The following is an 8,986-nucleotide window of genomic DNA, read 5'->3' as shown; positions in this document are numbered from 1 at the left end:
TGGGGGGGCCCGCGGACGCCCACCACGCGGGCGGCGGGGTGGGGGGCAATCGGGTTGCGGGCCCGGGGTGGGGGGCCTTTGGGGGCGTTTTCCTTGGGCCCGGGGCCCCCCCCGGGGGCGCGCGAGATCGTCGCCACCGATGTCATGGACGGCGTGCTGGCGAAGGCGCTTGAGATCGGCGCCGACCGCGCGATCAATGTCGCAACGAACAGCGAAAAGCTCGCCGCCTATAATGTCGATAAAGGTACCTTCGACGTGATGTTCGAGGCCTCCGGCAACGAGCGCGCCGTGCGGGCCGGCCTCGATGTTTTGAAGCCGCGCGGTGTGCTGGTGCAGCTCGGCCTCGGCGGCGACGTGTCCCTGCCGCAAAACCTCATCGTCGCCAAGGAGATAGAGATGCGCGGGAGCTTCCGCTTTCACGAGGAGTTCGCGCTCGCCGTCGACCTGATCAACAGCCGTCGGGTAGATGTCAAACCGCTGCTGACCGGCGTCTACCCCCTCGACCAAGCGGTTGCGGCTTTCGAGATCGCTGGAGACCGCAGCAAATCCATCAAGGTCCAGATCGCGTTCTGAAGATCCTTTGGTTGCACCGGAGGCGCATCGGCAGATTGCCTTAAATGACGTCGGCGCCGATCGCCGCCAGCGCGGCGCGTGCCACGTCGGAATCCTGCTCGCCGGTTCCCGAGCCGACACCGATGCCACCCGCCAGGCGTCCGCCGAAGCGGATCGGCAAGCCGCCAGGCAAATTGGTCACACCGCCCTGTGAGGCGATCGCGGCCGAGAGCGCCGCCTCGAACGCCATGCCGCCGGTGGCAGCATTGATTGACGCCGCCGTGCGCGCCTTTGCCTGCGCCGTGCGCAGGCTCAAGAAACGTGCGCCGTCCATACGCAGGCTGGCGAGGGTCTCACCGCTCGCATCGACGACCACAAGACATTGCGGCACGCCCATCGTGACGGCGCGCGTGGCTCCGGCAGCGACGGCTTTCAAGGCGCCGTCATATGTGAGACTGATGGTCTCTCGAAACATCACCATTGGAGCCGCCTTCGCCGTCTCAGATTTTGATGCAGGGCTCAGGTGCTTTCGCGCTCGACGACGCGATAGCCTGTGAGGACGATTTCCTGTTGGTGCTGCTTCTCGCCGCCGCGGATGATCTGGATAAGCCTGCGGGCAGCCTGTCGCCCGATGCCATAGCAGTCCACGTTCACGGTGGTGATGCCGGGATGGCAGAAGGCGGCAACCTCATAGTCGCCAAAGCCGGCAATGGCGATGTCCTGCGGGACCCGCATTCCACGACGCTTGCATTCCATCAGCGCACCAAACGCCGAGAGATCCGAAACGCATAGCACTGCTTCGGTGTCCGGCCAGCGTTCCAGCATGCTGACAACCGCCTGGCCGCCTTGTTCGATGGAGATCGGTGGCACGCCAAAGGAAACGAGGCGGCCGGTCGGCAGGCCGAGTTCTTCGATAGCTCGAATGAAGCCTTCGCGCCGCTGACTGCCGCGTGTGTCGCGCGAGGTCGTGCCACCGATGTAACCGAATTTATGATAACCCTTCTTGGCGAGCGTCTTGACGAGAAGGCCCATGGCCTCTTCGTTGGAGAATCCGACCACCTGATCGATGGGCTTCGCGGGCAGCTCCCAGGTTTCGACTACAGGGACGCCAGCGTTTTTAAGAAGCCGACGGGCGCGCTCCGTATGGGCGCCGCCAGTCAGAATGATGCCTTCCGGCCGCCGACGGAGCATCGCTTCGATTAGCTTTTCCTCCTTCTCGACCGTATAGTCGGTGTAGCCGAGCAGAAGCTGGAGCCCCGTGCTCTCCAGTTCATCTGTAATGCCGCGCGCCGTATCGGCGAAGTTGGAATTGTTGAGTGACGGAACCATCGCGGCGACAAATCCAGTCTTGCGCGAGGAAAGGCTGCCGGCCGATTGGTCGAGCACGTAGCCGAGGTCGTTGACCGCGACCATGATCTTTTCCCGCGTCGCCTTGGAAACGCGACCCCCTTCCTTCAGGGCCCGCGAGACCGTCATGGTCGACACGCCCGCCCGCAGCGCCACGTCGACCATCGTCGGGGCGTAGCTCTCGCCCGGTCTCGATGAGGCTGCCTTGGCCATCAGCGCTCTCCACCGGCCGGCCGCGTCGATCTGACCGAGGCAAGCGCCAGACACTCAGTTACGAGGTTTATCTGGCGTCCTGCCGCGTTCATGAGCCACCTCTTAGAATCGGATCGAGTTCGATATGTTATCGATATCACCGAGAGCTGGCAACAACCAGGTCGTCAGGTCCGCCTTTGGTTCCGGTTCGTGGAAACTTCTCCCAATTCCAGATCGCGGTGCGGTGCAACTCAAGAACCTCGCCGATCCGGTCCGAGTTTATTCGCTGCAAGTCGGAATCCCCGCTCAGGCGAAGCCCGCGCCGCCCCCGGCGGTACCCAGACAGAAGAAAGAAGTTCGTCCACCTGCCATCCAAATTCGATCTCAGCGAAGCGACCGAGAAATTCCCGGCGGCGTCGAAGGTCGATAGATCAGGTCGGCGTACTGGTATGCGGACATGCGACCGCTGTCCCTATCACTGACTCGAGAAATTAGTTGCGATCGACAGGCTTCTGCCAAATGCGGCCTACCTCGTTGAGCCGATCACGCCGGACATCATCTTCAGAGAGATTGGCGAGCGACGGCCCTTCAGAGGTAAAGACCACACCTGCGGCTTCCAATGCTCGTCGCATGCGAGTGAGGTTGCCGGCGCGCGGAACTCTGTTGCCATTCTCAAACTCGCGGATGGTGTCTGCGCTCACATCGGACCTGCCGCCTAGTCGCACACGGGACCAGTTCAAGAGGGCTCGTGCTGCTCGCGACTGCTCTGCTGTGAGGATTTGCAAAACGACCCTTCTCGCTACTGACTTCCCGCAGAACAGCGTGACGGACCGAAGGTTCCGATAGAATTTCATCAACTGCTAATGGAACGGCAACTCCGAGTTTTATGGCCTCTATCGCGTTGGGAGGTAGCCATGCCTTCGGTGAGATTGCGAGACTTAAGTCCTGTGCTGAACGGCAAAGGTCCCAAGCGCGAAACATTTGGCTCGGTCACTCATTACGGGGCTGCCGGCGAACATCTGTCCCTTCATCGTCGGTTGATGAGCGCCCGTCCTTGTAGCACGCCTAGTGGCGGCTGCTCATCATCGGGAGGTTGGACATGGGAAGCCGCCGGTCAGCGACGACTGGATCCACAAAATCAAGTATGACGGCTTTCGCACCCAGATGGTGCTCGATTGGGCCGGCGGTCGCGCTTTTACCAAGATGGGGCACGATTGGTCCAAGCGCTATTGGCCGATCGTCACGGCGCTGGAAAAGCTCAAGGCGAAATCACTGATCCTCGACGGCGAGATGATCGCGCCCGAGGAGGGCGAGGATTTGCGCCCGCGGCCGGCGATCGAGCGCAAAGCGATCCTGTGGGATCTGATCAAGCCGGCTGACGGCATTATCCAATACAGCCAGCATGTCGAGGGCGGCGGTGCGGAGTTCTTCGAGGCGGCCGAGAAGATGGGTCTCGAGGGCATGGTTTCGAAACAGTACCGCAAGGGCGTATTGATGCTGGCCGCTGCCTTGTTGCTTGCATCGGCTGCGTTCGCGATCTGGTGGGCCATCTTTCGATGAGCACGCGCCGGGTCAACTTTCTGGACAAATGGATGGCAGAACATCTTCCAAACGCCATCACCGACGATCCTGTGGCCATCAGCGACCTTGCAGACGAGGCGATAAAGGCGGCCGACAGAGAAGGGATTCCCGCCGACGAAATCAACGAAGAAGTCTTGAGCGTGCTCGAGGTCATTTTTTGATGCCATGCAGCATCGCGGCAGCATCGCGCCGACGGCTTGGCAGGCTGATGGGCACGGCAGGGAAAAGCCGGCGGACGTCGTCTTAGGGAAGGCGTCGCCGGCAAGTGGCAGGCAGTTGGGCGGGGTGGGCGGTAGCCTGCCAATTCATTCGCGCCGGCACTATGATCTCAACTGACCTGCTTAGCTAGTGGTAAATTAGCGCGGCCCATCTGGTCTCAGATTGCCGGGACAAAGTGCCCGAGAACTCCTCCCCGGCCATGCGGCCCGACACCCTTTTGACAGAGGGAATGCCAACAAGGCGCCGGGCCTAGCCGACGAGCTGTCTGCGGAATCGCCCGCCGCCATGCGCTGGTCGGTCACGCCCTACAGCCGGACGAACTCGTCGAGCTGCAGGCGTATTCGCTGCCCTTCCGCGAAGGCTAGGGCGAGCGATTCCAGTTCGAATGACCGGGTTAGTTCCTGGTCTTCCCCGACCACCCGGACGAACCATTCGCCACAGGCTTCGACCACTTCGATGCAAGGATGCCTCTTGCCGTTTGGTATGTCACTATCCATCGCATTGCCTCCCGCAACATGAGGACAATCGCGAATTTATATGAGTGCTCAAATCGACCACAAGGCTTGGTACAGATCGTACAAATCGTAGGGAGCGCAACCCCTGGCTCCCGATCGAGGACGTCGGCCGGCAATTGGTACCAACCCGTCCGCTGGAACAAGAAGGCGGCTCCGAGATGGGCATGTCGAGTGACCATGTGCGGTCCTCAGCGATGGTCAGTGTTCGGTCACCGTGTGCCTCAGTCCATAGGAACTCGACGATCTGCCCGGCTCGACGGCCAGCTGATAGCAGCCGTTGTCTTGCTTCTCGTCGCCGGCTAGGAGGCGGAGCGCCCAGCCATCGCCTTGCGCCCCGGCGATGACGCGCTCGATGGGCCTCGGGGCTGTCGAGCAGCGTCGGGTTCATTTCGTCAAGCCAGGCGACAGGGAGCCACCGCCGGCCGCGCACGCCCTCGTCGGCCGCGACACAGGCCGAGCACAAATCGTGCTCGACCCAATGGCACGCTATGCCGTCCGTGACGCAGGCGTTGTTTTCGGTGCAGCCGCACATCCGGCAGGCGCGGATGTGCTCGACCACGACCTGGTTACGGTCTGGCGCGAACAGGACGCAGCGACCGCTGCCAGAGAATAGGCGGCGAGCCGCGAGGGAGGCCGCTAAGAAACATGCTAAGAAGCGGGCCCGGACCTGCAGCTTCAGTTGGCTATGGCCCCGATGAGAACTCGCACTCCAGATTGCGCGGCTGGTAAGATTTGAGAATGACGGACTCCGGCGCTGATAGGCCGGGCGTACAAGCAGGTTAGAACGTTTGCCTGCGGCGTGCGAGATGCGCAAGGAGGGCCGTCAAATGCATCGCATTCAGGACCCGCTTCGCAGGGACTCCGCCCTTGCGCCCCATCTCGACACCCCAATGCATGTGGTCGAGCTCGCGGATCGAATGAGCATCCGGATTGATGCTGAAGATGCAGCCCTGATCGAGTGCCTTTTGATGCCAGCGCCAGTCGAGGTCGAGTCGCCACGGATGTGCGTTGATTTCGACAGCGACGCCGTGTTTCGCACACGCTTTGAGGACTTTGTCGACGTCAAGATCATAACCGGGCCGGCGCAACAGTTGGCGACCGGTCATGTGCCCGATGATTGTCGTCCGAGGATTTCCGATCGCCTCAATGATACGCTCCGTCTGTTGTTTCTTTGGCAACTTGAAGCGGCTGTGCACGCTCGCGACGACGAAATCGAACTGCTCCAGGATATCATTCGGGTAATCGAGCGAGCCATCCGCCAGGATGTCCGCCTCGATGCCCTTCAGTATGCGAAATTTTCCATTGTATGCCTTGTTCAGCCGGTCAGCTTCGCGGTGCTGTTCAGCAATCTCCTGCAACGAAAGGCCGCCTGCGTAGTGAGCTGACTGCGAATGATCGGCGACACCATAGTATTCGAAACCGCGCTTGCGCGTGGCTTCAGCCATTGCCTCAAGCGTTTCAGTACCATCGGATGCGATCGTGTGAGAATGCAGGATGCCATGCAGATCTTCATCCCGAATGAGGACGGGTAGCTTCTGCTTTGCCGCTCGCTCAATCTCGTCCCTGCCCTCGCGCAATTCAGGCTCGATAAACTGCAAGTCTAGAGCTTGGTAGATTTCTTCTTCTGTCGCTGACGCGATCAGCTTTCTCCCGCGATGAAGCCCGTCGGCGTTTAGGGTGAATCCCTTGTCGGCGGCGAACGTCTTCAGTTGTTCGAGGTGGTCTGCCGAGCCGGTTGCTTCGAGCAGGCTCGCGCCAAAGTGCTTCCTGTCCGTGACAACAAGCCTGAGGGTCGTATCCTGGATACCAGTCGACTTTCTGGCCTGCGCTACCAGGGCGAAGTCGGAAACGAGCTCGCAACCGCGCCGGAAGTCACCGGCAATTTCGACGCGCGAAAACTCTGGATGCTCTTGCTTCACCGATATGACCGCATGTTCGAGAAGAGCGGCGGCCTTATGCAGGTGAAGTTGCGGTTCGCCGCTTCGTACGATGGCCAGGTTCTGCAGGAGCTTTGTCTGAAGCGCGGCGCCGAGGCCTTTGACTGGGCGTATGCGGTCTTCTCTTGCTGCCGCCTCGAGCTCCGCCAGCGAGTTCACGCCGAGCGCCTGGTGAAGCTTGAGGATCTTATCGGGACGAAGCCCGGGAATGGCAAACAGCTCCATCACGCCCGCTGGAACATCCTCGCGCAGCTTCTCAAGGCTTGGGTGCGTGCCGGTATGGTAAAGCTTGGTCACGATGTCTGCGATCGCGTCGCCGATCCCCGGGATCTTGGTGAGGGCGCCGGCGGCGATGATCCGATCAAGCGGCTGCGACAGCGCCGTCAGACTGTCCGCCGCGCGCAAGTAAGCCTTTATGCGATAGGGATTGTCGTCGCGCAGGGACGATCGTTGCGCGTATTCCCTCAAAAGACTGGCGACGGTCCTCGCATCGATTTTTGCCATGGCTTCAGCCAAACGAGGCCGATCTCCGCAGGTTCCAATCAGGCAAGGCCATGAGCGCCGCGTTGCCCTTTGAAACCCTGGCTTTACTGCCTCTTCCCGTGTCGGATGCTACAGATCGGGCAAGGATTGGTCAGCGCGACCCCATCCCGCCAGAGCTTTGGAGGCTGCGCGTTTCTTTAATTCAGGGGCATCGCCCACATGGAAATGAGAGGGCGCATCTATTGTCTTCATCTCCGCCCACGTGATCGGTGCCGCGACAGGAGCGCCCGGACGTGATCTTGCGCTGTAGGGCATGATCGCGGTCGCCCCGCGCTGATTGCGTAGATAGTCCACAAAGATGCGACCCTTGCGGCGCGCCTTTGACAACACGGCTGTGAAATGCGCGGGATCGCTCTGGGCAACCGCTTGCGCCAGGCGAGACGCGAAGTCCTTCACCTCTGGCCACTCGGCGTCAGGGGTGAGTGGCGCGATGACGTGCACTCCTTTGCCTCCCGTCAGCATCGGGAAAGTCGTAAGCCCCAGCGATTTAAGGATGGCGCGGAACTGAAAGGCAGCTGCACGAACGGCCTCAAAATCGAGGCCCTCATCGGGGTCGAGGTCGAACACGAGGCGGTCGGCCTTTTCGACATCTTCGATCCGAGCCCCCCATCCATGCAGCTCAATCGTTCCCATCTGGACGCAAGTCATCAGTCCGTCGGTATCGTCGATATAAAGATATGATTCCTCGTGCCCATCCTTCTCCGTGATGCCGACGTGGTGGACTTTGTCGCCAAAGCTGCCGGCGTCGTGTTTTTGGAAGAAACACTTCTTCGCGCGGCCCTGTGGGCATCGAACCAGACTGATCGGCCGGCTGCCGACCCAAGGAAGCATGATCGCCGCGACCGCTGCGTAATGGTCGGCGAGCTGTCCCTTGGTGATGTTGGACTCCGGATAGATGACGCGTTCACGGTTACTTATCGCGATGGCGGTTGTCGCAGACGCGGCGAGATCGGCTGCATGACGTTCCGTCTCAAGCACGACCGCCTCCGGCTTCTTGTCTTCGCGGAGACCAAGGTAGCTCGGATGTCGTAACGTCCCTTCATTTGTCATTTCGGTGAAGGCAATCTCAGCGACCAGCTTCGGACGGAGCCAGTGTGCGCCGCGCACTTCGGCGCGTGGTGCGTCGACGGTCGCTGCCTTCTGCTCAAGCGGCGCCATGATCTTCAAGAGACGAAGAAGTTCAGCGGTATCGAAGCCGGTGCCGACTTTGCCGGCGTAACGCAGCTTGCCGCCGTCATGAACGCCAAGGATCAAGGACCGAAACGCTCGGACCTTGTCCGACGGCGTCCAGCCGACAATCACAAATTCCTGCCGCCTGACGCATTTGATCTTCAGCCAGCTTGCGCCCCGGGACGCCACATAACTCGAATCCGCAAGCTTTGAGATGACGCCCTCAAGACCGGCTGCGCAGAAGCGATCGAGCAGCTCTTCTCCGCGGCCGACGATATGGTCGGAGTAACGAAGGACCGGATTTTTCGCTGGCAAGATCGCCTCCAGCTTCGCCTTGCGCTCAAGAAGAGAAAGCCTTGTCAGATCCTCGCCGTCGAGTTGCAGCAGATCGAACGCATAAAAGTCGATAGTCGTTGGGGCACCCTTCAATGCATTCTGAAGCGCCTGGAAGTTAGATCTTCCTTCCGCATCGACAACCACTGCCTCGCCGTCAATCAGGGCGGAGCGTACCTTCAGCTTGCGAGCCTCGGAGAGGATCGAGGGAAACCGGCTAGACCAGTCCAGACCAGATCGAGTGTAGGCTCGCGCCTCGCCACCGCCGACGGCAACGAGAATACGATAGCCGTCGTATTTCATCTCATGGATCCAACGATCGCCGGCAGGGACCGTGTCCACGAGCGTTGCAAGCTGCAACGGCCGGAAAGCGGGCGGCGCTAAAGTGACCTCGTCACGAGCGGGCGACTTCGCTTGACTAGCGCTCGACCCATTGATTGCCTTACGCGACGTCGGCTTGACCACTCTGACCTGAGCCATACTCAGACACGAAATAGCGTTATCAGCGTCCAACGCGCGACCAATGCTTTAGTTTCGCTGCAGGCCGTATTGCTTTTCGCGATCATTGCCGATCCGCTTGATTAGCGCCGCGGCCTT

10 protein-coding genes are annotated in these 8,986 nt (G+C 60.7%); 4 read left to right on the top strand and 6 right to left on the bottom strand.

Features of this window, described 5'->3' with window-relative positions:
* Positions 1–573: zinc-binding dehydrogenase (locus NKH03_RS24605; protein ID WP_502913557.1), on the top strand; the 573-nt coding region annotated here is incomplete at its 5' end.
* Between the two features lie 40 nt (positions 574–613).
* On the opposite strand, the gene NKH03_RS24600 is transcribed toward NKH03_RS24605, so the two are convergent.
* The 3 genes from NKH03_RS24600 to NKH03_RS24590 all read right to left on the bottom strand — a co-directional run bounded on the left by NKH03_RS24600 (position 614) and on the right by NKH03_RS24590 (position 2,945).
* Positions 614–1,033, bottom strand: coding sequence for a GlcG/HbpS family heme-binding protein (locus NKH03_RS24600; protein WP_352872548.1), 420 nt, complete (start codon positions 1,031–1,033; stop codon positions 614–616).
* Between the two features lie 38 nt (positions 1,034–1,071).
* The gene (locus tag NKH03_RS24595; protein ID WP_352872549.1) at positions 1,072–2,112 is read right to left on the bottom strand and encodes a LacI family DNA-binding transcriptional regulator; all 1,041 of its coding nucleotides are present in this window, start codon (positions 2,110–2,112) and stop codon (positions 1,072–1,074) included.
* Between the two features lie 470 nt (positions 2,113–2,582).
* Positions 2,583–2,945: a helix-turn-helix domain-containing protein gene (locus NKH03_RS24590; protein WP_352872550.1), complete on the bottom strand. Its 363-nt coding sequence runs from the start codon at positions 2,943–2,945 to the stop codon at positions 2,583–2,585.
* 214 nt (positions 2,946–3,159) lie between these two features.
* Here NKH03_RS24590 and NKH03_RS24585 point away from each other — a divergent pair, with 214 nt between their 5' ends.
* Together NKH03_RS24585 and NKH03_RS24580 are read left to right on the top strand one after the other, a co-directional pair.
* The gene (locus tag NKH03_RS24585) at positions 3,160–3,651 is read left to right on the top strand and encodes an ATP-dependent DNA ligase (RefSeq protein WP_352872551.1); all 492 of its coding nucleotides are present in this window, start codon (positions 3,160–3,162) and stop codon (positions 3,649–3,651) included.
* Positions 3,652–3,683: 32 nt separating this feature from the next.
* On the top strand, positions 3,684–3,833 hold the full coding sequence (locus NKH03_RS24580) for a hypothetical protein (protein WP_352872552.1): 150 nt from the start codon (positions 3,684–3,686) through the stop codon (positions 3,831–3,833).
* Positions 3,834–4,196: 363 nt separating this feature from the next.
* On the opposite strand, the gene NKH03_RS24575 is transcribed toward NKH03_RS24580, so the two are convergent.
* The gene (locus NKH03_RS24575) at positions 4,197–4,388 is read right to left on the bottom strand and encodes a hypothetical protein (protein WP_352872553.1); all 192 of its coding nucleotides are present in this window, start codon (positions 4,386–4,388) and stop codon (positions 4,197–4,199) included.
* Positions 4,389–4,758: 370 nt separating this feature from the next.
* Between NKH03_RS24575 and NKH03_RS24570 the strand changes: the two genes are divergently transcribed.
* The gene (locus NKH03_RS24570) at positions 4,759–5,019 is read left to right on the top strand and encodes a hypothetical protein (RefSeq protein ID WP_352971100.1); all 261 of its coding nucleotides are present in this window, start codon (positions 4,759–4,761) and stop codon (positions 5,017–5,019) included.
* A 166-nt stretch (positions 5,020–5,185) separates the two neighbouring features.
* On the opposite strand, the gene NKH03_RS24565 is transcribed toward NKH03_RS24570, so the two are convergent.
* Positions 5,186–6,847 carry a DNA polymerase/3'-5' exonuclease PolX gene (locus NKH03_RS24565; protein WP_352971104.1) on the bottom strand — a complete coding sequence of 554 codons (1,662 nt, stop codon included), beginning with the start codon at positions 6,845–6,847 and terminating at the stop codon, positions 5,186–5,188.
* 108 nt (positions 6,848–6,955) lie between these two features.
* Positions 6,956–8,869 carry a DNA ligase D gene (gene ligD / locus NKH03_RS24560; RefSeq protein ID WP_352971098.1) on the bottom strand — a complete coding sequence of 638 codons (1,914 nt, stop codon included), beginning with the start codon at positions 8,867–8,869 and terminating at the stop codon, positions 6,956–6,958.
* Positions 8,870–8,986: the final 117 nt, after the last annotated feature.

This window comes from Mesorhizobium sp. M1406 (assembly GCF_040317555.1).
Taxonomy (GTDB): Bacteria; Pseudomonadota; Alphaproteobacteria; order Rhizobiales; family Rhizobiaceae; genus Mesorhizobium.
This window is presented reverse-complemented; position numbering and strand designations above follow the sequence as displayed.